The sequence below is a fragment of the Erythrobacter sp. KY5 genome, assembly GCF_003264115.1.
GTDB lineage: Bacteria > Pseudomonadota > Alphaproteobacteria > Sphingomonadales > Sphingomonadaceae > Erythrobacter.
In genome coordinates, this window is sequence record NZ_CP021912.1 from 2,240,121 (window position 1) to 2,264,025 (window position 23,905).

22 protein-coding genes are annotated in these 23,905 nt (G+C 61.0%); 8 read left to right on the forward strand and 14 right to left on the reverse strand.

What is annotated here, in order from left to right:
• Nucleotides 1-14: 14 nt before the first annotated feature.
• Nucleotides 15-1,211, forward strand: coding sequence for an acetyl-CoA C-acyltransferase (locus CD351_RS10600; RefSeq protein ID WP_111992621.1), 1,197 nt, complete (start codon nucleotides 15-17; stop codon nucleotides 1,209-1,211).
• A gap of 4 nt (nucleotides 1,212-1,215) precedes the next feature.
• Here CD351_RS10600 and CD351_RS10605 read toward each other — a convergent pair whose 3' ends face one another.
• Complete coding sequence (locus CD351_RS10605) at nucleotides 1,216-1,716, reverse strand: SH3 domain-containing protein (RefSeq protein ID WP_111992622.1); 501 nt, start codon at nucleotides 1,714-1,716, stop codon at nucleotides 1,216-1,218.
• An 88-nt stretch (nucleotides 1,717-1,804) separates the two neighbouring features.
• Between CD351_RS10605 and CD351_RS10610 the strand changes: the two genes are divergently transcribed.
• A complete protein-coding gene (locus tag CD351_RS10610; protein WP_111992623.1) occupies nucleotides 1,805-2,824 on the forward strand; it encodes a D-glycerate dehydrogenase in 1,020 nt (339 codons plus the stop codon).
• Here the strand turns inward: CD351_RS10610 and CD351_RS10615 are convergent.
• The 9 genes from CD351_RS10615 to CD351_RS10655 form a co-directional block, all read right to left on the reverse strand.
• Nucleotides 2,821-3,273 (reverse strand): GNAT family N-acetyltransferase, encoded by a 453-nt coding sequence (locus tag CD351_RS10615; RefSeq protein WP_111992624.1) that lies wholly within the window; start codon nucleotides 3,271-3,273, stop codon nucleotides 2,821-2,823. The genes CD351_RS10610 and CD351_RS10615 overlap by 4 nt on opposite strands.
• A gap of 2 nt (nucleotides 3,274-3,275) precedes the next feature.
• A complete protein-coding gene (locus tag CD351_RS10620) occupies nucleotides 3,276-4,064 on the reverse strand; it encodes an enoyl-ACP reductase (protein WP_234027105.1) in 789 nt (262 codons plus the stop codon).
• Nucleotides 4,065-4,076: 12 nt separating this feature from the next.
• Nucleotides 4,077-5,306 carry a beta-ketoacyl-ACP synthase II gene (locus CD351_RS10625; protein ID WP_111992626.1) on the reverse strand — a complete coding sequence of 410 codons (1,230 nt, stop codon included), beginning with the start codon at nucleotides 5,304-5,306 and terminating at the stop codon, nucleotides 4,077-4,079.
• A gap of 42 nt (nucleotides 5,307-5,348) precedes the next feature.
• On the reverse strand, nucleotides 5,349-5,858 hold the full coding sequence (fabA, locus tag CD351_RS10630) for a bifunctional 3-hydroxydecanoyl-ACP dehydratase/trans-2-decenoyl-ACP isomerase (RefSeq protein ID WP_067506891.1): 510 nt from the start codon (nucleotides 5,856-5,858) through the stop codon (nucleotides 5,349-5,351).
• A 122-nt stretch (nucleotides 5,859-5,980) separates the two neighbouring features.
• Nucleotides 5,981-6,703 carry a class I SAM-dependent methyltransferase gene (locus CD351_RS10635; RefSeq protein WP_111992627.1) on the reverse strand — a complete coding sequence of 241 codons (723 nt, stop codon included), beginning with the start codon at nucleotides 6,701-6,703 and terminating at the stop codon, nucleotides 5,981-5,983.
• Nucleotides 6,700-7,827 (reverse strand): peptide chain release factor 2, encoded by a 1,128-nt coding sequence (gene prfB, locus CD351_RS10640; protein WP_111992628.1) that lies wholly within the window; start codon nucleotides 7,825-7,827, stop codon nucleotides 6,700-6,702. The genes CD351_RS10635 and prfB overlap by 4 nt, the downstream gene beginning before the upstream one ends.
• A gap of 73 nt (nucleotides 7,828-7,900) precedes the next feature.
• On the reverse strand, nucleotides 7,901-8,437 hold the full coding sequence (locus tag CD351_RS10645) for a peroxiredoxin (protein ID WP_111992629.1): 537 nt from the start codon (nucleotides 8,435-8,437) through the stop codon (nucleotides 7,901-7,903).
• Entirely contained in the window at nucleotides 8,437-10,947 is a 2,511-nt protein-coding gene (locus CD351_RS10650; RefSeq protein ID WP_111992630.1) for a penicillin-binding protein 1A, read from the reverse strand. Before CD351_RS10650 ends, CD351_RS10645 begins: the two co-directional genes overlap by 1 nt.
• Before the next feature lie 60 nt (nucleotides 10,948-11,007).
• Nucleotides 11,008-11,892: an N-acetylmuramoyl-L-alanine amidase gene (locus CD351_RS10655; protein ID WP_111992631.1), complete on the reverse strand. Its 885-nt coding sequence runs from the start codon at nucleotides 11,890-11,892 to the stop codon at nucleotides 11,008-11,010.
• Between the two features lie 463 nt (nucleotides 11,893-12,355).
• Here CD351_RS10655 and CD351_RS10660 point away from each other — a divergent pair, with 463 nt between their 5' ends.
• On the forward strand, nucleotides 12,356-15,073 hold the full coding sequence (locus tag CD351_RS10660; protein WP_111992632.1) for a ribonuclease E/G: 2,718 nt from the start codon (nucleotides 12,356-12,358) through the stop codon (nucleotides 15,071-15,073).
• Nucleotides 15,074-15,146: 73 nt separating this feature from the next.
• Here CD351_RS10660 and CD351_RS10665 read toward each other — a convergent pair whose 3' ends face one another.
• On the reverse strand, nucleotides 15,147-15,749 hold the full coding sequence (locus CD351_RS10665; RefSeq protein ID WP_111993709.1) for a class I SAM-dependent methyltransferase: 603 nt from the start codon (nucleotides 15,747-15,749) through the stop codon (nucleotides 15,147-15,149).
• A gap of 204 nt (nucleotides 15,750-15,953) precedes the next feature.
• Between CD351_RS10665 and CD351_RS10670 the strand changes: the two genes are divergently transcribed.
• The gene (locus CD351_RS10670; protein WP_111992633.1) at nucleotides 15,954-16,970 is read left to right on the forward strand and encodes a phosphoribosylglycinamide synthetase; all 1,017 of its coding nucleotides are present in this window, start codon (nucleotides 15,954-15,956) and stop codon (nucleotides 16,968-16,970) included.
• 85 nt (nucleotides 16,971-17,055) lie between these two features.
• On the forward strand, nucleotides 17,056-17,340 hold the full coding sequence (locus CD351_RS10675) for a hypothetical protein (RefSeq protein ID WP_162627692.1): 285 nt from the start codon (nucleotides 17,056-17,058) through the stop codon (nucleotides 17,338-17,340).
• Here the strand turns inward: CD351_RS10675 and CD351_RS10680 are convergent.
• A complete protein-coding gene (locus tag CD351_RS10680; RefSeq protein ID WP_111992635.1) occupies nucleotides 17,337-18,071 on the reverse strand; it encodes an SDR family NAD(P)-dependent oxidoreductase in 735 nt (244 codons plus the stop codon). The two genes, CD351_RS10675 and CD351_RS10680, sit on opposite strands and share 4 nt — an antisense overlap.
• 317 nt (nucleotides 18,072-18,388) lie before the next feature.
• On the opposite strand from CD351_RS10680, the gene CD351_RS10685 reads away from it, so the two are divergent.
• Genes CD351_RS10685 through zapE form a run of 3 tightly spaced genes read left to right on the forward strand, consistent with a single transcriptional unit; the run spans nucleotide 18,389 to nucleotide 20,833 of the window.
• Nucleotides 18,389-19,171, forward strand: a complete 783-nt coding sequence (locus CD351_RS10685; protein ID WP_007164343.1) for a succinate dehydrogenase iron-sulfur subunit — start codon at nucleotides 18,389-18,391, stop codon at nucleotides 19,169-19,171.
• Between the two features lie 49 nt (nucleotides 19,172-19,220).
• On the forward strand, nucleotides 19,221-19,721 hold the full coding sequence (locus CD351_RS10690; RefSeq protein ID WP_111993710.1) for a PaaI family thioesterase: 501 nt from the start codon (nucleotides 19,221-19,223) through the stop codon (nucleotides 19,719-19,721).
• Entirely contained in the window at nucleotides 19,718-20,833 is a 1,116-nt protein-coding gene (gene zapE, locus CD351_RS10695; RefSeq protein WP_111992636.1) for a cell division protein ZapE, read from the forward strand. The genes CD351_RS10690 and zapE overlap by 4 nt, the downstream gene beginning before the upstream one ends.
• Before the next feature lie 9 nt (nucleotides 20,834-20,842).
• Here zapE and CD351_RS10700 read toward each other — a convergent pair whose 3' ends face one another.
• Nucleotides 20,843-21,772 carry a crotonase/enoyl-CoA hydratase family protein gene (locus CD351_RS10700; RefSeq protein ID WP_111992637.1) on the reverse strand — a complete coding sequence of 310 codons (930 nt, stop codon included), beginning with the start codon at nucleotides 21,770-21,772 and terminating at the stop codon, nucleotides 20,843-20,845.
• Nucleotides 21,773-21,994: 222 nt separating this feature from the next.
• On the reverse strand, nucleotides 21,995-23,893 hold the full coding sequence (locus tag CD351_RS10705) for an XrtA/PEP-CTERM system amidotransferase (protein ID WP_111992638.1): 1,899 nt from the start codon (nucleotides 23,891-23,893) through the stop codon (nucleotides 21,995-21,997).
• Nucleotides 23,894-23,905 lie beyond the last annotated feature (12 nt).

Genomic DNA, 23,905 nt, shown 5'->3' on the forward strand with positions numbered 1-23,905 from the left:
CAAGGAAGTGCATCATGGCCCAGTTTTCCGCCGACGATCCGATTGTCATCCTTTCCTACGCGCGCACGCCGATGGGCGGAATGCAAGGGGCGCTTGCCGATGTGTCGGCGACTGACCTGGGTGCGACTGCCGTGAAGGCAGCGGTGGAGCGTTCGGGTGTGCCGGGCGAAAAGTTCGACCGCACCTATATGGGCTGCGTCCTTCCCGCAGGCCTTGGCCAGGCGCCCGCGCGTCAGGCGACGATCAAGGCGGGCCTTCCCGAAAGCGTGCAGGCGACCACCGTCAACAAGGTATGCGGCAGCGGAATGCAGACCGTTATCATGGGCGCCGAAGCGCTTGCCAGCGGTACGGTCAATTACGTCGTTGCTGGCGGCATGGAGAGCATGACTAATGCGCCATACCTCCTCAAGAAGCATCGTTCGGGCGCGCGCATTGGGCATGACACGGCGTACGATCACATGTTCCTCGACGGGCTCGAAGACGCCTACGAAGAAGGCCGCGCGATGGGCACCTTTGCTCAGGACACCGCCAACGAATACCAGCTGACCCGCGAAGAAATGGACGAGTATTCGATCACCTCGCTCAACCGCGCGAACAAGGCTATCGAGAGCGGCGCGTTTGCGGATGAAGTGGTCCCGGTGACCTTTGCGACCCGCAAGGGTGAAGTCACCGTCGACACCGACGAGCAGCCCGGCAAGGGCCGCCCCGACAAGATCCCGACGCTTCGCGCTGCCTTCGCCAAGGACGGTACGATCACGGCGGCTACGTCGAGTTCAATCTCGGATGGCGCAGCGGCTGTCGTGCTCACCCGTGAAAGCGTGGCCAAAGAAAACGGTCAGAAGCCGGTCGCCAAGGTCGTGGCGATGGCCGCTCACGCGCGCATGCCCAAAGATTTCACTGTCGCACCTGTCGGGGCGATCGAGAAGGTGCTCGACAAGGCAGGCTGGAGCGTCGACGACGTTGACCTGTGGGAAGTGAACGAGGCCTTCGCCTGTGTCGCAATGTTCGCGATGCGCGACATCGGCATTGATCATGCCAAGATCAACGTGAACGGCGGCGCGACCGCGCTCGGCCATCCGATCGGCGCATCGGGCACGCGCATCATCGTGACGCTGATCAACGCTCTCAAAACGCAGGGCAAGACCAGGGGTGTCGCCTCGCTGTGCATCGGCGGTGGTGAAGCGACGGCGGTGGCAGTCGAACTGGTTTGATGGGTTAAGGGGCGTCGGGCTCCATCGCGCCCACGCCCCACAGCCGCTCCATCGCGACCCAACCAATCCTGCCACCGACGTCGATTTCGCAGAAATTGTCGCGGCACTCGATGAGCTCGCCGACCACGCCGGGCTCGGCGCGCCAGCGCATCGCGGAGTTGGCGGCGGGCTCTTCGCGCAGCTCTGTGAGGCCTTCACCGATGATGAGCACGCCCAGCTTTGGATTGAGCTGACTTGCCGCCACCCAGCCCTGCGTGCCTTCATGGTCCTGTACGAGCCGCCAGCTTTCCCTCACACGCACGACTTTCACCGGGAGGCCCCTGCGCTTGTAGACCCAGTCGATCTTGTATTCCTGGCTTGGCCCCACGCGCATATTGACCTCATCGAAACGCAGCGTGGCCCAATACGGAACCTCCCGGTTCTGGGCCCGAAGCGTGTCGGCGAAGATCGCACCGGCCAAGACAAGGCACAGGCCGAGGACGGCAAAAAATCGAAGCGCGGTCATGGCTCCCTGATAACCTTTTCAATCCCACATCATCAAGGACCAACAGGCCGCTTGACGCTTGGCTGCGAAAGCCCGTAGCGCTTTGATCATGGCTATTAGCGAGACCCCTCCCGAATTTGCCTCCGGCAAGCCGAAAGTGGTGGTTACACGCCACCTAGCCCCTAGCGTGGAAGCGCGCATGAGCGAGCTTTACGATACGGTGCTCAACACGGACGACACGCCGATGAGCCGCGAGCAGCTGATCGAGGCCATGGCGAGCTGCGATGTGCTTGTACCGACAGTCACCGACCGGATCGATGCCGAGCTGATCGAGGGCGCTGGCGAAAACCTGCGCCTGATCGCCAATTTCGGGGCGGGAACCGAGCATATCGACCTCGCCGCAGCAGCGAAGCGCAAGATCATCGTCACCAACACGCCCGGCGTCTTTACCGACGACACCGCCGACCTCACCATGGCGGGCATTATCGGCGTGCCGCGCCGGATTCGAGAAGGTGTCGAACTGGTGCGCAGCGGCAAGTGGACCGGTTGGGCACCGACCGGAATGCTGGGGCGCAAGATCGGCGGCAAGGTGCTTGGCATCATCGGCATGGGCCGGATCGGTCAGGCGGTCGCTCACAGGGGGCGCGCTTTCGGCCTTGAGGTGGCCTATTACAGCCGCAAGCCGCTTCCTGCGGCACTCGAACAGATGCTGGGTGTACGCCATGTTGCCAAGCTCGACGACCTCGTTGCCGAGGCCGATATCCTGACCCTGCACTGCCCGCTTACCGATGAAACCCGCCACATGATCGATGCGCGCAGGATCGCGCTGATGAAGCCCGGGTCAAGCATCGTGAACACCGCGCGCGGGGAACTTATCGACCAGGAAGCCCTGATCGAGGCGCTGCAATCGGGGCACCTCGCGGGAGCAGGTCTCGATGTCTATCCCGACGAACCCAATGTCGACCGCCGCCTGATCAAGAACCCAAATGTGATGACCCTCCCCCATATCGGCAGCGCAACGGTCGAAGGGCGCGAGGCATCGGGCGAGAAAGTGATCGCCAATATCCGCTTCTGGGCAGATGGACACAGACCGCCGGATCAGGTGCTGACGGCGTTGGTGGGAAGCTAGATCTTCAGCGAAAAGAGCTTGTTGAATTCGCCAGGCGTGTAACCAGCGAACGACCCGCATGGCTCGAAGCCGAAGCTGCAGTAAAGCCGCGTGGCGGGTTCAAACAATTCGCCTGAACCCGTTTCGAGCTTGATCTCTGGATAATCGAGCTCGCGCGCCCGCTCGATCAGTGCTGTGAGGATCGCCTTGCCCGCGCCCGTTCCGCGAGCCTCGGGGTGAGCGCGCATCGACTTGATCTCGGCGAAACCGTCATGCTTGCGGATCGCACCGATGGCGAGAAGGCGCGCGCCGTCCCATGCGGCGTAGGCTTCCATGTCGGGCGTCGTCAGGCCCGAGAGGTCGAGAGCGTGGTTCGTGCCCGGCGGGGAGCCTTCGAACATTTCGCGCGTGTGCAGGTCGATCAGCGCAGCGACTTCAGGTTCGCTGAGGTCGGTGCGCCGGATCTCCATCGTCACAGATTGTCGTGCTGGGGCATGCCGAGAACGTGGAAGCCGCCATCGACGCGGATGATCTCGCCGGTTGTGCACGCGCCCGCATCCGAGCACAGATAGACCGCCGTGCCTCCCACCGCGTCAAGCGTCGCATTGGCGCGCAATGGGGCGTTGGCTTCGGTGTGCTTGTAGGTTTTGCGAGCGCCGCCAATGGCCGACCCTGCAAGCGTCTTCATCGGCCCCGGACTGATGGCGTTCACGCGAATGCCTTCGGGGCCGAGGTCGTTGGCAAGGTATCGCACACCCGCCTCCAGCGCCGCCTTGGCAACGCCCATGACGTTGTAGTTCGGCGTGACACGGTTCGAACCCATATAGCTGAGCGTCAGAAGCGTGCCGCCATTATCCTTCATCATCGGATGCGCGCGGCGTGCGACCTCGATGAAGCTGTAGGCCGAGATATCCATCGAGTTCTTGAAGTTCGCACGGGTGGTATCGAGAATACGCCCGGTCAGTTCGGACTTGTCCGAATAGGCGACAGCGTGAACCAGAAAATCGAGCGTGTCCCACTTGTCGCGCAGCGCGCCAAAGGCCGCGTCGAGCGATGCGTCATCTGTGACGTCGACGTCGAGCATGGTGTCCGAACCAACGCTCAGCGCCAGTGGTGCAAGCCGCTTTCCAAAAGCTTCGCCCTGATAGGTAAAGGCCAGCTCGGCACCTGCGTCGGCGCAGGCTTTCGCGATGCCCCATGCGATCGAGCGATCGTTGGCCACACCCATCACAAGGCCGCGTTTTCCGTCAAGAACGCCCATTATCCGATCACCTTATCCGTGAAATTTCGACAGCAACATCGAGCCGTTGGTCCCGCCAAAACCGAACGAGTTCGTCATGACGGTATCCAGCCCCGCATTCTCGACCAGCTCGGTCGCAATCTCTTCAGGCTTGAGCGCTGGATCAAGCGTTTCGACATTGATCGAGGGGATGATGAAATCGTTCTCCAGCGCGAGCAGGCAGTAAACCGCCTCTTGTGCACCGGTTGCGCCCTGACTGTGGCCGGTCATCGACTTGGTCGAGCTTACCGGCGGAGTTGAGCCCTCTCCGAATACGCGGCGCACCGCTTCGATCTCGCCGACATCGCCTACAGGTGTCGAAGTGCCGTGAGCGTTGATGTAGCTGACCTTGCGATCCTCGCTAAGTGTACGGATCGCGCCGCGCATTGCGCGCTCCCCGCCTTCGCCAGACGGTGCAACCATGTCAGCGCCGTCCGAAGTTGCCGCAAAGCCGGTAACCTCGGCATAGATCTTTGCGCCGCGTGCCTGTGCATGTTCGAGGCTTTCCAGCACGACCATCGCCCCGCCCCCACCGATCACGAAGCCGTCACGGTCTGCATCGAATGCCCGCGAGGCGCGCTCGGGCGTTTCGTTATACTTGCTGGACATCGCTCCCATGGCGTCGAACAGGCAGGACAGGGTCCAGTCCAGCTCTTCTCCGCCGCCGCCGAACATGACGTCCTGCGTGCCAAGCGCAATCTGCTGCGCTGCCATACCGATGCAATGGAGCGAAGTTGAGCACGCGGACGTGATCGAGAAGTTCATGCCCTTGATCTGGTAAGCCGTCGCAAGGTTCGCGCTGACCGTCGACGACATGGTCTTGGGCACGGCGAACGGGCCGATCCGCTTGGTCCCGCCGGTCTTGAGCACGGATTGGTGCGCAGCCAGCATCGCCGAGGTCGAAGGACCGCCGGAACCGGCGATCACGCCCGTCATCGGGTTGATGACGTCCTTCTCTTCAAGCCCGGCATCGGCGATCGCCTGACCCATCGCGATGTGCGCGTAGGCTGCGCCCGGTCCCATGAAGCGAAGCGTGCGCTTGTCGACATGCTCCTTGACGTCGAGGTCGATTGCCCCCGCGATCTGCGAGCGAAAGCCGTGCTCGGCCATTTCCTCATTGAAAGTGATGCCGGATTTGCCCGCCTTCAGCGAGGCAAGCACTTCATCTGCATTGTTTCCGATCGAGGATACGATCCCCAACCCGGTGATAACGACGCGGCGCATAAATTCCCTTCTCGCCCCAGAGTATGCAGTCACGTGGCCTAATCAGGCCTCGGACAAAGCAACTTTCATGTCTTTGACTTGATAGATAACTTCGCCGTCGGCCTCGACCCGGCCATCGGCGACGCCCATGGTGAGGCGGCGGGTCTGAACGGCCTTGGTGAAATCGACGTAGTATGTGAGCATCTTGCGATCCGGGCGCACCATTCCGGTGAGCTTCACCTCGCCCACGCCAAGCGCATAACCGCGCCCCTGCCAGCCACGCCAGCCCAGGTTGAAGCCGGTCAGCTGCCACAGGCCATCAAGGCCGAGGCAACCGGGCATGATCGGGTTGCCGGGAAAGTGGCAATCGAAGAACCACAGGTCCGGCTTGATGTCGAATTCGGCAACAACATGGCCCTTGCCATGCTCCCCCCCATCGCCGGAAATATCGGTGATACGGTCCATCATCAGCATCGGCGGTTCGGGCAATTGTGCATTGCCCGGGCCAAACAATTCGCCGCGCGCGCATTTGAGCAAATCCTCGCGGTCAAAACGGGTTGGGAAATCTGTCATCCTGCGGCGACTATCCTCTTTTACTGGCCTCTCTCATCGGCCTGTTTTGTGGTCGCAGCGCCTAGCACCGCGCATCCGCGCTGGAAAGGGCGCACGGGCAGGTGTTGAAAAAGGGCCGGGCGTCAGTTGTTTGCGCAGACCGAGATGGCCTCGGGCTCAGGGCGTTCCTCACCGCGCTGGAAACGGGCGAAATAGCTGCGCAGATCAGGACGTTCGACGAATTCGACCAGCTTGTATCCAACCGCCTTAAGCTCGCAGAAAAGCAGCGCTGGCGGGATGCCATGGCGCCCGGTTGGGCGATCGACATCGACGACGATGATCTGCCCTTCATCCGCAAGGGCGGGCCACATGCGCCAAAGGAAGGCGTAAGGCTCCTCCACCTCGTGATACATGTGGACGAGGAAAATGCGATCAAAACTGTCGACCGGCAATTGCGGATCGTCCGGACTGCCCAGCTTGATCGAGATGTTCTCAAGCCGCTCACGCTCAACGCGTCGGCCAAGCCGTTGCAAAGCTTCGCGGTCGATATCCTGCGCGAGCACACGGCCATCTTCGCCCACGCGGTTTGCGAGGCGAATGGTGTAGTACCCCTCGCCAGCGCCAATATCGGCCACCGTCATGCCGGGCGAGATATCGGCGAGGTCCATGACGGCCTGCGCTTCGCCGCGTTCATCGCGGGCATCCTCGTTCGAAAACTGGTTTGAAACGGTCGCGGCGACATCGCGCGCAGGCCGCGGGAATTCGAGAGCGGTTTCAAGCCGGTCGCTGGGCGGCTCGGACAGAGCGTCGCACCCGCCAAGGGCAGCTGCAACCAGGCCCAGCATACCGAGCCTCGCGCCGATCATTCGACGTCCTCCACCTCGACTTTTTCGCCCGTCACACGCTGGGCGAGAGCGGCGGAGATGTAATCGTCGATATCGCCGTCGAGCACGCGGTCCGGCGAACTGGACGTCACCCCGGTGCGCAAATCTTTCACCATCTGGTACGGCTGAAGGACGTAGGAGCGGATCTGGTGACCCCACCCGATCTCGCTCTTTTCCTGATACTCGCCCGAGGCTGCGGCCTCACGCTCAGCCATTTCGCGTTCGAACAGGCGCGCTTTCAGCATGTTCATCGCGGTGGCGCGGTTCTTGTGCTGGCTGCGATCGTTCTGCGAGGCGACAACGATGCCGGTTGGCTGGTGCGTGATGCGAACGGCGGAATCGGTGGTGTTGACGTGCTGACCACCTGCGCCCGATGCGCGGTAGGTGTCGATCTTGAGGTCTGCGGGGTTGATCTCGATATCGATGTCATCGTCGATCACCGGATAGACCCAGACGCTTGAAAAGCTGGTGTGACGCTTAGCCGCACTGTCGTAAGGGCTGATGCGGACGAGGCGGTGAACCCCGCTCTCTGTCTTGGCGTAGCCGTAGGCGTTGTCGCCCTTCAGCAGCAGCGTCGCCGACTTGATCCCGGCCTGATCGCCCGCCTGATACTCGACCGTTTCGACCTTGAAGCCGCGCCGTTCGGCCCAGCGGCCATACATGCGAAACAGCATCTCAGCCCAGTCCTGAGATTCGGTCCCGCCTGCGCCTGCATGAATTTCGAGATAGGTGTCGTTGCCATCCGCCTCGCCCGACAACAGCGCCTGCACCTTGTCCGCATCAGCGCGCTTGGCGAGCCGCTCAAGGCTCTTGAGCCCGTCGTTGACGACGCTTTCCTCGCCCTCGGCCTCACCCATTTCGATGAACTCGACCGCGTCTCCCATTTCGGCGCTGATCTCGTTGACGGTGTTGACCGCGTCTTCGAGCTGCTTTTGCTCGCGGCTGATCTTTTGCGCTTCCTTGGGATCGTCCCAAAGCGTCGGATCCTGGACGCGCGCATTCAGCTCGTCGAGGCGACGCAGGGCGCGCTCCCAATCGAGCGATTGCCGGACGAGAGCGAGCGCCGCTTCGATCCGGTCGATATGTGCCTGGGCCTCGGCCCGCATAATTATTCCTTACGTTTCAGTTGGCCGACCCGCTTAGCGGCGGTCAGCCGATTGTAAAGCGCATGGGTCCGCTTCAGTCAGACAGTGCCCGTACCCCGGCCAAGGTTTCGCGCACATGACCGCGCCAGTCGCCGCTTGAATAGACATGGGCGATCCGGCCATCCTGACCGATGACATAGGAGGTGCGGCGCGCGAAACCGGAATTGCCGCTGCCAACGTCATACGCCTCGATCAGGCGACGGGTGGCAACGCCGACCGGAAAAGCATCGCGGCATTCCTCGCGGCTGAAACGCTTCAATGTTTCGATGTCATCGTTCGACATCCCGAGGACCGATGCACCCTCAGCTTTGAATTCGGGCATCGCCTCGGCAAAGGCGTTCGCTTCGAGTGTGCAGCCGCTGGTGAATGCTTTAGGGTAGAAATAGAGCACGACCGGCCCCTCGCGCAGCATGGCGGTGAGGATGACGTTCGTCCGCTCTCCGGCAAGCGCTGCGCTGGTGGAGAATATCGGAGCGGGATCGCCCACCTGCAATTGTGCCCTGGCGCTCGTGGCAGAGCCCATGGCGATGAGGCCGATCACGGCTGCGACCGCAGCAACCAGCTGACGCATCAGTAAATTCCTCCCTGCTCCTCGGCAAAGTTTGTCGGCTCACCCTCACGGCGGGGACCGCGTGCATTGCCTGATCGCCCTGCGGCGATCAGCGCGAGGATTTCGGCACGCTTGGCAGCGATCTCGTCCTGGCGGGTGCGGCGGTCTGGTTCTGTGTCGGGCTTGAAAGCTTCCCAGATCACGTCACCGCGCGGATCGCCGGTCGGCCAGCCATCCAGAACGCGCTTGCCGGTGCGGCGGTCGACGCGCACCATCCGGATGCCCTCAGGCGCAACAGGCGGCACGGTTTCCCAGCGCTCTTTCGAATTCTGGATCAAATCCTTGATGATCGGCGCTGCAATCGTGCCGCCATAGGCATAGCCGCCCATATTGCGCGGATTGTCGAAGCCGACATAAGCGCCTGCGATAAGGCGCTGCGTCCCGCCGACGAACCACACATCCTTGGGACCGGTGGTGGTGCCGGTCTTGCCGAACAGCGGCAGATCGAGGTCGCGCAGGATGGTCGCGGTCCCCCGCGTCACCACCCCTTCGAGCATGTGCATCGTCTGGTACGCGGTTCGCGCGTCCATCGCCTGCTCACCCTTGATGCCGAAGCGCGGCATCGGGCTGCCGTCATATTGCGCCATGTTGCAGCCATTGCAGGCGCGTTCATCCGCACGCCAGATCACGCGGCCATTGCGGTCCTGCACGTAATCGATGACCGTCGGCTGATTGAGCCGCCCGTGATTGGCAAGCGCGGCATAGGCGGCGACCATCTTGCCAACGGTCGTTTCTTCAGAGCCAAGTGCAGTCGCGGCATAGGGATCGGGATCGTCCGAAATGCCGAGCGTCTCGATCGTATTGACGACGTTTTCCATGCCGGCCTGCATGCCGATCTGCACCGTCATGATGTTCTGCGACTGCTCCAGACCGTATCGCATCGGGAACTGGCCCGCACGGCCTCCCCTGATGCACTTTTCGCCCAGACTGCGGCCCTGATAATAGCAATAGCGCGTGTTATCGACTTCGGTCGAAGGGGTCATGCCGTTGTCGAGGCCGGTCGCATAGACGAACGGCTTGATGGTCGAACCGGGCTGCCGCATCGCCTGCGTTGCGCGGTTGAAGTCGGACAGGCGGTGGTCGAACCCGCCCTGCATGGCGAGCACGCGTCCGGTCTGCGCGTCCTGTACGACAAGCCCGCCCTGCGCCTCTGGAACGGTCTCTACACGGAAACCGTTGCCTGCGGGGCTGACGGCAATCACGTCGCCGGCTTTCAGAGCATTGGGGAGGTTCGAGAGCGGCGCTTCGTCGCCGTTCGAAAAACCAATCGTGGCTGAAGAGCCGCTGCGCTGCGTGACGACACCGACGCGCCAGTCTTCGTATCGGACCCCCAGATAGGAGCTGGCCAGCTGGCTCGCCCAATTGCCTTCGCTCACGTCGATGGTCGCGATCGCTCCGGACCAGCCCCGGCCCCCGTGATACCGCACAAGGCCGCGGCGCAATGCATCGCGGGCCGCTTCCTGCAACCCTGTATCGAGCGAAGTACGAACCCACAGACCGCCCGCATAAACGCTGTTCTCGCCGTCCTCTGCGGTCTCACCGAATCTCTCGATCAGTTCGCGGCGCACTTCTTCAAGGAAGTAACCGGCGTCCGCGCTCCGCTCACTGCGCTGAGTAACCAGTCCCAGCGGCTGCGCAGCGGCTGCCGCGCGTTCCGCCTCGGTGATGAAGCCGTTCTCCTCCATCTGGGCGAGAACGAAATCGCGGCGCGACATCGCGGCTTGTTCCTGCCCGCTTCGACCATAGCGTTCGGGCGCTTTGGGAAGGATCGCAAGGAAAGCGGCTTCGTGGAGTTCCAGCTCGCCCACGTCCTTGTCGAAATAGGCGCGCGATGCGGCCTGAACTCCGAACGAACGGCGTCCCAGCGGAATTTCGTTCAGGTAAAGCTCGAGAATTTCCTCCTTCGAGAGCACCTGCTCGATCCGCCCGGCAAGGATCATCTCCTTGAGCTTGCGCGTGACCGAATATTCGTCACCAAGAAGCAGAATCTTCGCCAGCTGCTGCGTAATGGTCGACCCGCCCACGGCCCGGCGGGTGCGGCTGGGGTTAAGGTAATCGACCACTGCGTTGGCCGTGCCTGAATAGTCGACGCCGCCGTGGCTGAAGAAGGTCTTGTCCTCGGCAGACAGGTACGCGTTGATCAAAAGGTCGGGGAAATCGGCATATTGCAGCTGAACGCGGCGTTCGCGGGCGTACGAGTGTACGATCTCGCCATCTGTCCCGCGCACGACTGTTGGCAGCGGAGTTTCGTATTCGGTCAGGCTGGCGGCTTCGGGCAGGTCGCTCGCAAGCCAACCCCACGCGGCAATCCAGACCACGGCAAAGGCACCGAGCGCGAATGCACCGAGCTTGAACAGCAGGCTTTCGCGCCATTTGGCGGAAAACCACGCCATCGCGCCCGTCAGATCGCGGTTGAAGCGATAGCGGGCATAATCGACGAAATTGAGAGCTTGGGGGTCTGCTTCGGTCATTTGACTTCGCGATTTATCGTGGTTCGCCAAGGAATGCCAGCGCGGCTTGCAGATGCACGACTAAGGCTCGGCACGCCGTGCAAAATAGACGCGGATAGCCTGCGCCAGCACTTCGGCGTAGGATTGCTGACCTTCTTCAGTGGTCAGGCGGGCGCGATCTGCTTCATTAGTCACAAAGCCACTTTCGAACAGGACGCCCGGCACGTCAGGCGCACGAAGCACGGCCAGCACCGCAGAGCGGCGCGCCTGCGGGTGGAAACGGATCACATCGCCCCCTTCCCTTGCGATGAGCGAGGCAAACTCGGTCGCATCGTCCTGCGTGCGTTGTTGCGACAGTTCGACAAGGATTGCGCTCACCTGCGCGCTCTGCCCCTCGATTGTGATGCCATTGAGGCTGTCGGCGGCGTTCTCACGCTCGGCGAACCTTGCGGCGGCTTCGGAAGATGCCTCGTTCGACAAGGTGTAGATGCTTGCGCCAGCCACATCGCTGCGTCCACCGGCGGAATCGGCGTGGATCGAAAGGAACAGGTCGGCCCCCAACTGGCGCGCGATTTCGGGGCGCTGGGCAAGCGGCACGATGGTGTCGCCCGTGCGTGTCAGCGCAACCCTGATCCCGCCTCCTTCAAGCAGATTGTCACGAAGCGCGAGAGTGAGAGCCAGCACGATGTCCTTCTCAAGCACTTGCTCGCCGGATGCATCGAGCCCGATCGAGCCGGGGTCGCGGCCGCCATGACCGGCATCGAGAACGACAAGCGGCCGCGTCTCGTCCTCAGGCCCCAGGATTTCGGGCAGGTCGACCTCGACAGGCGCGGGATCGAGCAGGAACCGCATTACGTAGTCGCGCCCCCATTCGGGCACGGGAATGGTCACGCCCAGCGCCTTGGCGCCGCCCAGAACAAGGGCAGGCACAGCAATGACAAGCAACAGGAGCGTTCGGATGCTCATTATCTTAACGGCTTAGAATGTTGCGTTGTGTATGCGCAATAGAGTTGCGGCGCTTAACCACCGGTGCTAGCGCTTGTAATCGAAACGGGGTGTCCCGCGATCAATTCATGACGCACATACTCCCGGCTTCATTCACAAGGCCGAACAGCGCTTTATCCGGCGCAAAGACCGGCCACATAACAGGTTGATGCAGTGACGAGACGCTTCTCCTCGCAAGAACTCACTCCCCGCAATGGCGGCATGGGTGAGTTCGCGAGTCGCAGCGCGGACATGAGCCGCACTCTCTTCACAGCAGACACGATCACTGCGCGCTTCCCGCAAATGCAGAAGCGCGCATTCACCGCTACCGGCCCGACCATCGCCCCTGCCGACGCAGGGTCGAGACTTAGGGCCGATTACCCCAACAATACACGCCCTTCCCGCCATTCACTGGCGCAGCGACGGGGCGTTCGGAGAATAATACATGGCAACGCGCATGCTAATCGATGCGCGCCACTCGGAAGAGACCCGGGTGGCGGTGCTCAAAGGCAACCGGATTGAGGAATTCGATTTCGAATCTGCTGAACACAAGCAGATCAAAGGTAACATCTATCTAGCCAAGGTAACGCGGGTCGAACCCTCGTTGCAGGCGGCATTTGTGGATTTTGGCGGCAATCGCCACGGCTTCCTCGCCTTCAACGAAATCCACCCCGATTACTACCAAATCCCGCAAAGCGACCGCGAAGCCCTGCTCGCGGAAGAAGCGGAGGCCGCCGAAGAAGAAGCGCGCCTTCGTGACGAGGAAGAGGAAGACGGCATCACTCCTGGCGAGGAGTACGATGCCGATGACGAAAGCGCGGAAGCGCTCGCCGAAGACCTCGCCGAAGACGGGCTCGAGGAAATCGACACTTCGGACAAGGACAAGGTTTCCACCATCGAAGACGGCGCATCGGATGACGATGACGACGACGATGAGGAAGACGACAGCGACGAGGATGCAGAGAACTCGTCCGACGACAGCGACGATAGCGATGATGGCGATCAAAAGCCGCGTCGTGGTCGCCGGGGTCGCGGTCGCCGCCGTCAGAACGGCAAGAAAGGCCCGCAAAAGGGCCGCAGCCGCGCCAAGGAAGTCGACGAAGTCCGCGCCAAGCGTATGGCTCTTCGTCGCCGCTACAAGATCCAGGACGTCATCCAGCGTCGCCAGGTGCTGCTTGTCCAGGTCGTGAAGGAAGAGCGCGGCAACAAGGGCGCTGCCCTCACCACCTATCTCAGCCTTGCTGGCCGTTACACCGTGCTGATGCCGAACAGCTCGCATGGCGGAGGGATCAGCCGCAAAATCAATTCGGCCAGCGATCGCAAGCGTCTGAAGCAGGTGGTTTCGGATCTGTCGCTGCCCAAGTCCATGGGCCTGATCGTCCGAACCGCAGGGCTTTCGCGCACCAAGACCGAAATCAAGCGCGACTTCGATTATCTCGCGCGGCTTTGGGACGATATTCGCCGGACCACTCTGGCATCGACCGCGCCCAGCCTCATCCATTCCGACAGCGACCTTATCAAGCGTGCGATCCGCGACATTTACAATCGCGAGATCGAGGAAGTCGTGGTCGAGGGCGAAGAAGGCTACAAGTCGGCCAAGGCCTTCATGAAAATGTTGATGCCCAGCCATGCGCGCCGGGTGAAAGCCTATTCCGACCCCGTGCCCCTGTTCCAGCGCTACGGCGCCGAGGATCAGCTGCGTGCGATGTATGATCCGATGGTTCAGCTGAAATCAGGCGGCTATCTGATCATCAACCCGACCGAGGCGCTGGTTTCGATCGACATCAACTCAGGACGCTCGACCAAGGAGCACGGGATCGAGCAGACCGCGCTTCACACCAACCTTGAGGCCGCGCGCGAAATCGCTCGACAGCTGCGCCTGCGCGACATGGCCGGGCTCGTCGTCATCGACTTCATCGACATGGAATACAATTCCAACATCCGCAAAGTCGAAAAGGCGATGAAGGAAGCGCTCAAGAACGACCGGGCGCGCATTCAGGTCGGACGCATTTCGGGCTTTGGCCTGATGGAAATGAGCCGCCAGCGCCTTCGCACCGGCGTTCTGGAAGCGACCACTCGCGAATGCCCGCACTGCGATGGCACCGGCCTCGTGCGCACGGCGTCATCCGCTGGTCTGTCCGCGCTGCGCCTGATCGAAGACGAAGCGGCGAAGGGCAAAGGCAGCAAGATCTGTCTCGAAGCCAGCACCGAAGCGGCGGTCTATCTCCTCAACGAAAAGCGCCACGAACTGGTCGAGATCGAGCAGCGTTATGGCGTCATCGTCGAGGTCAAGCCTGAAGGCGAGGACGAAGGCGCGAAGATGAGAGTCTCGAGCCAGGGACCGCGCCCGACCGAAGCGCCCAAGTTCGAACCCATCGTGGATGACGATGAGGACGAGGACGACATCCCCGAGGATGACGCATCGGACGAGGACGACGATGCTCCCCGGAAGAAGAAGCGCCGCCGCCGTCGCGGAGGCCGTGGCCGCGGCAAGAAGCGCGACGATGACGGATCGTCAGAGGATGGCGAAGACGGCGACGAGGATGAACAGACGGGTGATGACGACACGTCCGAGAACACGTCGGATGATGGCGAAGAAAAGCCCAAGCGTCGCCGCCGCCGTGGTGGTCGCGGTCGCCGCAAGAAGACCGACGAAACGGTGACTTCCGAAGATGCGGAGCACCTCGAAGAGATCTCCGAACAGGTTCAGGAAGACATGACGGTTGTTGCCGGACCGGATGACGCTCCCGAAACTGCCGAGGCGATGGCTGCTGAGGCGGAAGCGGAAAGCGTGGAGGCTCCCAAGGAAGAAAAGCCCAAGCGCAAGCGCGCGCCTCGCAAGAAGAAGGTTGAAGACGCACCCGCGCAAGAAGCCAAGGCTGAAGAACCTCAGGCTGAAGAGGCCGCTCCTGCGGAAGAAAAACCTGCTGAGGAAAAGCCCAAGCGCAAACGCGCACCTCGCAAGAAAAAGGTCGAAGAGGCCCCCGCGCAAGAAGCACCCGCAGCAGAAGCTCCTGCTGAAGAGCCGAAAGCCGATGACGCGGCGCCTGTCGAAAATGCCGAGCCAGCGGTTGAAGAAGCAGCCGAAGTGGCCAGCAATGACGATCAGGCCCAAAGCGGCAAGAAACGCGGCGGTTGGTGGCAGCGCACATTCGGCGAGTAACCACCGCCTGAATCTGGAAATCAAAGGGGCCGGGAGAACGAATTCTCCCGGCCCCTTTTTTCATGCCCCCAAATCAGATCCCCACTTTGCGGGCGATCCCCCATTCGTTCCACATGGCGAATTTCGGCGCTTTGGGCAGATAACCCTGCCCAATCGGCTCAACCTCGAACCCGCTGCCACGAAACGCAGAGCCGATCGGGCGTGTCAGGTGACACCCACCCGCCATGCGTTTCCACACCGGCTCGATCCGGTCCTGCCATTTTGCAACGCCGCGATCGGGTGCGCGCCCATGTTCCAGAAAAAGCGCCTTTCCTCCCGGCCTCAGGATGCGGCGCATTTCTGACAGCACCTTCGCAGGATCCTGAACCGAACACAGGGTGAAGGTGCACACAACCGTGTCGAAGGAACCTGCGGCGAATGGGATATTCTCTCCCACCCCCTGCCTGATATCCGCCGGCCAGCCCTTCGCCTGCGCAGCGGCGCGCGCGTTGTCGAGCAGGCCTTCGTGCGGGTCGATACCGGCATAGGATGAAACCGCCGCAACATCGTAGAATTCGTGGTTGATCCCGCCCCCGCAGCCAAGTTCGAACACGTCGCCTTTGGCGAGCGGCACGACCATTGAACGGCGCTTCATAACCTGGCCTGTGCTGCACGCGCATCGAATGAGGCGCGGCATGATATGCGCGTCGTACAAGTCTCCCAAGCCCATCGATCCCTCCTGAGCCCGATTGCCGAGCGGTAAGTCTCCCTCAAATCCGGCGATTTGCCAAATCATTTTGTCGCATTCCGGCACCACGGCATGCGGTTTGTGCTGGCGCGTTATATTGAGTGCGACTAATGCGCGCGGAGGGCGGGGCGCATTATAAAAACCGGAAGAAGTATGAGCGATACCCTGACCCCGCTGCGCATCAGCGCTGAAGACAAAGAGCGCGTGCGGCTTCTCTTCATGGCAAAGCATGCCAACTGGGGCGGCGGGATGCACCCCGAAGACGGCAACCACGCCATTTACCATCACGAAGTGCGCACCAGCCTCGAACAGCTTGGGCTGAACCTGCAACTGGCTGACAGCTACGAAGTCCTGTTTACGCCGCCTGAGGTCGACTTCGTTTTCCCGCTGCTCAATCGCGGGGGGTTCGTGAACTCTGAAATGCTGATCCCGGTCCTGTGCAACATGCACCGCCTGCCCTACCTGGGTGCGATGCCGTTCCTGCGCGGGCTTGGCGATGACAAATCGGTTTCCAAGCTGGTCGCCACTCATGCCGGCGTTCCCACTGCGCCCTGGTTCTGCTTCCGCCGCGGGGCTCCGGTGCAGGAAAGCGACTTGCCCCCTTCCCCCGATGGACGCTGGGTCATCAAGCCCAATGCCAGCTCGGCAAGCTGGGGTATTTCGGACGCCTTCGACTGGAACGGCGCTACCAATTCCGTTGCGGACATTCACGGTCAGGGCCACGATGCAATCGTCGAGCCTTACCTTGACGGCTACGACGTCCAGTGTGCCTTCATCACCATGCACGGCAAGGCGGTTTCGCTCCCGATGCTGTGGTATGAGCGTGAAAACACTCAGAAATTGTGGACCTATTACGAAAAGCGCGATCTTGTCCCGAACACGGAGAAGGCCGCGCTGAAACGGTTCGATCACGAGGATTTCGCACCTAAGATCGAGGCAATGGCGCACAAATTCGCGCGCGAATTCCTACCGTTCGATTATGGCCGGATCGAGTTTCGCGTCGACCTAAAGACCGGCGACATCAACTTCATCGAGATCAACCTCAACTGCAATTTGTGGTCGGAAAAGGTCATGGCAAAAGCTGCCGCGCAGGCAGGTTTCAGCCATGGCGATCTGCTTGAGACACTGCTCGCCGAAGCGTGGCGTCGAAACGCTCTGATCGCGGGGTAATTCGACGCAGCGCTTGCCATTGGCGGGCAGACAGGTTCATACCATAGATCGGAGGCATCGACCCAAACCTATGGGAGCATGAACCATGTCCGCCGCCCTTTCGACCAATTCCAACTGTCGATCCTATCGGATCGCTTTTGCCGCCATATCCTGCGCGGTGCTGGCAATTCCACTTGTGGCCATGCAACTCACAGGCGAGGTCAGTTGGCAGATTGGCGATTTCGTCGTCGCGGCGCTGATGCTGTTGACGCTCGGTGCGGTGATTGAGTTTGTCGCCCGCTACGTTTCCGGACGCGCTCTCAGGGCGACGGCGATCGCCCTCACGCTTGCCGGGTTCGTCTTCGCCTGGGCGATGCTGGCAACCGGTTAGGCCGGGATCGCCTTACCCGCGAAGTCGAAAACCTTGCCGCTGTCATCGGGGCCAAGGCTGCGCATGACATCGACAAGCATGCGCGCTGCGTCTTGCGGCGTGGTCAATTGTCCCTCGGGCAGGTTCGACTGAAACCTTTCGGAAAGCTTCGTGTCGACCGTTCCCGGATGAAGGCCAACCACGACGCCTTCCTTGTGCGTGCGCTTGGTTTCGAGCGCAAAGTTGCGGAGCAGCATGTTCAGCGCAGCCTTCGAAGCGCGGTAGGAGTGCCAACCGCCCAGCCCGTTATCGCTGATCGAGCCGACGCGCGCGCTCAGCGCAGCGAAGACGAAGCGCTTCTCGCGAGGCATGAGCGCAAGCATATGCTTGGCGACGATGGCCGGGCCGGTGGTGTTGATGGCAAACACCTGCGCCATGGCAGCCGCGTCGAGGCGCTTGTAAGTGCGTTCTGGTCCGGTTCCGTCTGAAAGGGTCAGGATGCCACTGGCAACAAAGACGCATTCCGGAGGCGCTTTCTTCATCGCGCTTGCGGCGTCGGCAATGCTGCTTTCGTTAGTGAGGTCGAATGTGAAAGGGCGGAATGCCGGGCCCTCGGGAACGTTGCCGCTTCGCGACCCGACATGGACGATCTCGCAGCCGCCTTCCGCCAGCACTTCGCCAACGGCACGGCCTATGCCGCCGCTTGCACCGAACACGGCCGCGCTACGGGGCCATTTTCCTACTTGATCCATGACCGGTAGAGCGAGTGGGAAGACGAAAAGTTCCAGCGCCAGCGGCTTACGTCCACAACGAGATGGGTCAGAATATGAAAGGTCACATGTCCAACATCCGAAAGCTAAGCATTCTGCATATATGTCAGCAACTTGACGGTGTTCGCCATTTTCCCAAAAGGGCGCTTGTACGGTCCACGCACAGCTGCAAAACGCCATGGACGCGCCAGCGACTTGAGCATCTGGCAACACGCATCGCACAGCGCGCAAGCACTGCTGCCTTGCCTCCCATGCCACAGGCGTTAAGTAGGACATTGATAGACAGGGACATCTACATCATGGCGACATTCACCCTTCCGAAGAACTCGAAGATCAAGCCAAGCGGCAAAGTGCATAAGGCCGATGGCGCGAAACGGGTGAAATCGTTCAAGGTCTATCGCTACGATCCCGACAGCGGTGAGAATCCGCGTTACGACAAGTTCGAGATTGACCTCGATGATTGCGGCCCGATGGTTCTCGATGCCCTGCTCAAGATCAAGAACGAGATCGACCCGACGCTGACCTTCCGCCGTTCGTGCCGCGAAGGGATCTGCGGGTCGTGCTCGATGAACCTCAATGGTGCCAATGGCCTTGCCTGCACCACCGCGATCGAAGACCTGAAGGGCGAGATCCGCATCACGCCGCTGCCGCATATGGACGTGATCAAGGACCTCGTGCCCGATTTCACGCACTTCTACGCGCAGTACGCCTCGATCCGTCCGTGGCTGCAAACCGTCAGCCCGACGCCTTCGGGCAAGGAGCGCTTGCAGACCCCGGAACAGCGCGAGAAGCTGGACGGTCTTTACGAATGCATCCTGTGCGCTTGCTGCTCGACCTCGTGCCCGAGCTACTGGTGGAATTCGGACAAGTTCCTTGGCCCTGCAATCCTGCTTCAGGCCTATCGCTGGCTCGCCGACAGCCGCGACGAAATGACGGGTGAGCGTCTGAACGAGCTGGAAGACCCCTTCCGCCTCTATCGCTGCCACACGATCATGAACTGCGCGAATGTCTGCCCCAAGGGCCTGTCGCCGGCCAAGGCCATCGCAGAGACCAAGAAGATGATGGCCGAACGCGCCATCTGATCGAAGCTTTCCTACGGCGGAAGCCTGTGCCAAAGGCATGAGCATTCCCATGCGACATCAGCCCGATCCTTCGCAAGTCCCGTTCGATCACAGCGCGATCGCGCCAGAAGATGCGGGCGAAGAGGAAGGCTGGCATCGCTGGAACCTCCACGACAAGAGCCGCTACAACGCGGCGGTGTTGGGCGACATGCAGGTGCGGGTCGAAGGCAGGTTTTGCCGCCTGCGCATGTTTCCCGAGCAGCGTCACACAAACCTTGGCGACAACATTCACGGCGCGGCGACGCTGGGCCTGATCGACATTGCCCTGTTCGCGACCCTGCACACGCTCGGAACCGGTGAAGCGGGGCCTTCGGTGACGGTCGAGCTATCCACCCAGTTCGTCGGCGCAGGCGATCCGAAGCGCCCGCTTGACGCCGTGAGCGAGATTGTGCGCGAAACAGGGCGGATGCTGTTCCTGCGCGGTCAGGTGATGCAGGGCGACGACGTGGTCGCCTCCTATTCGGGCATCGTGCGCAAGATGAAGCCGCGTCCTCAACAGGTCGGCAGATGACCCGAATGCGCGCCCGTTACGAGCAGTTGATCGCGAATGGCGAGTTGCGGGAAGACCCGGACCAGCGCCGCGCGGTGGAACGACTTAACGCGCTTCAGAAAGAGCTTGAGGCGGAAAAGCCGGGCGGCCTGCTGGCGCAGTTGTTCGCTCGAAAGCAGGCGCGACCGCAAGGGGTGTATATGTGGGGCGGTGTCGGGCGCGGCAAGTCGATGCTGATGGACCTGTTCCACGACACGCTCGCCATTCCCGAGAAGCGCCGCGCACACTTCCATGCCTTCATGCAGGAGGTGCACGAGGAAATGCGGCTTGCACGCCAAAACCACGAGGGCGATCCGATCCCTCCCGTCGCGGCGAAGCTTTCAGAGGGTCTGCGCGTGCTCGCCTTTGACGAGATGGTGGTGAACAACTCAGCTGACGCAATGATCATGAGCCGGCTGTTCACGCAGCTGATCCGCGAACAGGATGTGTGCATCGTCACCACTTCCAATCGTCCACCGGCGGACCTTTACAAGGACGGCCTTAACCGGGAACACTTCCTGCCCTTCATCGACCTCATAAGCGAGGAGCTGGATGTGGTTGGATTGAATGGTCCCACCGACTATCGGCTTGATCGTATTGGAGATATGGCGACGTGGCATTCGCCATTCAGCGAAGAGGCAACAGCCAAGGTCCGCGAGGTGTTCTTCCGTCTCACCGACTTCGACCCGCAGGACGCAGCCAACGTCCCCACCGGCGTGCTCGACATCAGCTCAAAGCGCGACATGCACGTACCCAAGGCGCTGAAGGGCGTCGCCGCGATCAGCTTCAAACGCCTGTGCGGGGAAGCGCGCGGCGCATCGGACTACCTCGCCCTCGCCCGCGCGTTTCACACGATCATCCTCGTTGGCATACCCAAGATGGGGCCCGATCAACGCAATGAGGCCGCTCGGTTCGTTACCTTGATCGACGCGCTTTACGAGCACCGGGTGAAGCTCTTCGTCACAGCAGAGGCGCGCCCCGAAGAGCTCTACACCGCAGGTGACGGGAGTTTCGAGTTTGAGCGGACCGTCAGTCGCCTCAACGAAATGCAAAGCGACGAGTACATGGCACTAGGCCACGGAGCCGAGAACTGATCGTAAGCCTCAAGCGGCTGCGGTAGCGATCCGTTCGGCAAGGCGCGCCTGGGCGGCGACGAGGCGGCTCATGACCTTGAGGTCGGTCTCGCTCAGTTGCAGAGCGGTGTCGGCCCACATCTCAGTGATCTCATTGAGTTCCTGAAGATGAAGCTTCCAGACGCGCTTGGTTGCCATCCGGGCCCCGACCAGACCGGCATGGCGGCGTTCAGACTTCTTGATGAACTCGCGAACCGCGTTCGCCCCGTCACCAGGTTCTGCCAGCTGGTTGACGATTCCGAACTCGTACATCTGTTCGGCCGTAAAGGTCTCGTTCGAAACGATGATCTTGTCAGCTAGAGCCGATCCTAGTTTGCGAACCAGCAAAGCGTGAGCGCCCATGCCTGGATACAAACCGAACATCACTTCCGGCAGTCCGAACGTCGCGTGCCGCTCCGCAATGATGTAGTCGAACGACAACAGCGCCTCGAACCCGCCGCCCAGCGCAGTGCCTTGAACCAGACCGACGGTGAGCATCGGGATGTCCAAAGTGCGGATGTTGCGATCCAGTATGTTGCAGCAACGATGCCCGTACTCGACGAGAGCGTCGCGGTCCCGTTCCCTGATGAGGCGCTGGAAAAGGTCAAGGTCGCCGCCAAAGCAGAACACATCGGGCGACCTGCTTCCAAGGATCAGATAGCGCAAAGGCACCTTGTCGGGGCCGAACCCGCTCTCGATCAGATCCTGCCAGTTTTCGAAATCACCGAGCATGGTCGGAGTGAACGATGGCCGCCCTTCCGGGTTCATATACGTCCACAGCGCCGCGCTGCGGTCGTCGTAAAGGACATCGAGTTCCTGCAGGGAGAAGAGTTTTTCAGGGATGGAATTGTGGATCGCGCTCTCGGCGATCAAATCTTCATCGCCTGTCCATGGAATTGCCTTGCCGACGCTGCTGTCCATTGCGCGTAACTCCAATTCGACCCTGATACGCTTGACATCGTGATGCAGCGCGTTTGCGACCTTTTGGTCTGCTTTAACCCATTGCTAACCTACCACTTAGCTAAGAGGCAAACATTTATTTGAGTTTATGTGATGGGATGAGTCTCTATTTGGGCCAAATTTCATACAGATGAGACATTATATTCTCTTGCATTTGGGATAAACGCGGTTGTGCGCTGAGTCCTATCCCGAGACATTCAGGTGCTTGAGCGAGCGATCCAGCATCAGCAATTGCCAAAGAATGCGCGAGTTGTCGCTGCGACCTGAAATGTGGTCATCGCAAAGTCGCTTGATGGCGTTGGGTTTGAACCATCCCAACCCTGACAAGGTCGAACTTGATGCGATCATCCGGGCCTCGCCGCTCAGCGGCCCTCGCAGCCACTGCGCTATTGGGGTCACAAATCCTTGCTTTGGGCGATAGAGGATTTCGTCGGGAAGATAGCGTTCCATGCATTTCTTGAGCAGGTGCTTTCCCGTGGTCCCCTTCACCCTCATCCCTTCAGGCAGGCGGGAAGCAAATTCGACAAGCCGATGGTCGAGCAGCGGTTCTCGCGCTTCAAGGCTTACCGCCATACTCGTTCGATCGACCTTGGTGAGGATGTCACCGGGCAGCCAAAAAGTGAGATCGGCGTATTGTGCGCGGTCCAGACCGCTTCTTGCAGGAGCCGAGCGCATCAGAGAAACCAGCTCATCTTCTGCACGAAAGCCGCTCAAATTCCTGACAAATCCCGGATCGTACAAGGCCTCGCGCTGATCAAAACCAGCGACCGACAATCCGCGCGCGTATCCTTCTTCGCCGCTCTCGGCGAGAGCAAGCAGGGTTGCTTTGGCGCGCAAGGGTCGCGGGGCCCAGTCAGCCTTTGGCCAAAAGCGACCTAGCGTGCCGAAAAGCGACTGGCGCAATCCGGCCGGCAAGAGCGAGCGCACCCTCTCTTCGTTGTGGTGAAAGACTTGCCGCCGATATCCGGCGAACGCCTCATCCGCACCATCTCCGGATAAGGCAACGGTCACCTTTTCACGAGCGAGCTGACACACTCGCCATGTCGGCAAGGCTGACGCATCCGCGAATGGTTCGTCAAACATCGCAGAGATTTGATCGATTGCGCCAAAGTCGTCGCTGGCGACTGTGCGGCTCTCGTGGTTAGTCTTGAACTTCTCCGCTATTTGCGAGGCGTAATCGGTTTCATCCAGTTCAGCGACATCGAAACCAATTGAACAAGTACGAACCGGCTCACTACTTGCTTCGCTCATCAGAGCAACGACGCTCGAGGAGTCTACTCCGCCCGACAGAAATGCGCCAAGAGGTACATCCGAGATCATGCGTGACTGGACAGCTTCACGCATCAAATGGACCAGTTCAGCTGACAGGTCCGCTTCGCTGCCCTTCGTGCGATCCGCAAAACTGATGTCCCACCACCTGCGCTGGGCCGGGACAGGGCGGCCCTGTTCGAGAAGCAGAAAGTGCCCGGCCTGCAGCTTCTCCACACCGCTCAGGATTGAGTGGCTGTCCGGGACATAACCCCATGTCAGATACGCATCCACCGCTTGGGGATTGACCCGGCGCCGCATTTGCGGGTGAGCGAGAAGGCCCTTCAGTTCTGAAGAAAACGCCAGTCCGCCATCGGCAAGGCGGGTCATGAAAAGCGGCTTCACACCAAAACGGTCGCGCGCGAGGAGCAACTGCCGTTTGTCCAGGTCGTAAAGCGCGAAGGCAAACATGCCGTGGAGTTTATCGAGACAATCCACACCCCAGCGTTGCCAGGCGGTCAGAATGACCTCGGTGTCGCCAGACGTGCGAAACTTCGCGCCTTGGCCCTCCAGCTCGCGGCGCAGTTCACGAAAGTTGTAAATCTCGCCATTGAAAGCGATGACCGCGCGCCCGTCAGCTGAAAGCATGGGCTGTGGTGAGCCTTCAAGATCTATAATCGAGAGGCGACGATGCCCCAGCCCGACGCCCTGCTCGGTCCATACACCCGCACCATCGGGACCGCGGTGTGCCATTGCGTCGCACATCCGTTCGATCCGCCTTGGATCGACCGGCTTTGGCGTTTCAGCATGAAAGATTCCGGCGATCCCGCACATGGCTGGTCAAGC